Source organism: Chelativorans petroleitrophicus (assembly GCF_025398195.1).
Taxonomy (GTDB): Bacteria; Pseudomonadota; Alphaproteobacteria; order Rhizobiales; family Rhizobiaceae; genus Chelativorans; species Chelativorans petroleitrophicus.
On record NZ_JAODNV010000065.1, the window covers coordinates 1 to 623 of the forward strand.

A 623-nucleotide genomic window follows, 5' to 3' on the forward strand; every position below is an offset into this window, starting at 1 on the left:
CGCATCGAGGACGAAGCCGGCATGCGCCGTCCGGCTCACCCGCCAGCCGACGATGCGCCGGGCAAAGGTGTCGATGACAAAGGCGACATAGACGAAGCCGGTCCAGGTGGCGAGTGGAGTAAGAAGCGCTGGTGCGCTTCTCCTCCCCGAACCGTACGTGCACCTTTCAGCGCATACGGCTCTCCGTTCAAGCTTGGCCCATGGCCATAGCAACATCATGATAGCGTGAGGTTACGGTGCTGCGGGTTTCGCTCCGGAGGATGTATGGGTTGGTCTCCGGATTCCGCCACCGGAACTGCGCCTTGGGACTCGATACCATTCGGCGCAGAGCCTTGCCGACGCGGTCTCCACGTTCACTTCGTCCATAGACGAGCCAGGTCTTCGCCTTGCCCGCCCCTGGCGCTCGATACCAGCTCCGCATCAGGGGTTTGATGCGTGACCGATATTTTCGCGCCAGCCAGTGCGCCAGTTTCCAGAACACGACATGGTCGATGCGCCGGAAGATGCGCGCTGTGAAGTCGGTGAACTTGTAGAAGGCCGCCCATCCCGCCAGTTGGACTCCTCGAATTACCTCGCGTTTTCGGCTGAGATTTGATTCCATCTGGGAGCTGATTTGCATGGAG

General features: G+C 60.5%; 1 protein-coding gene and 1 pseudogene. Both read right to left on the minus strand.

Annotation, left to right across the window (positions count from 1 at the left end):
• Positions 1–120 (minus strand): annotated as a pseudogene (locus NYR54_RS19140) (IS3 family transposase); the annotation flags it as partial.
• Positions 121–187: 67 nt separating this feature from the next.
• A partial coding sequence (locus NYR54_RS19145) for a group II intron maturase-specific domain-containing protein (RefSeq protein ID WP_279327604.1) occupies positions 188–623 on the minus strand: 436 nt, incomplete at its 5' end.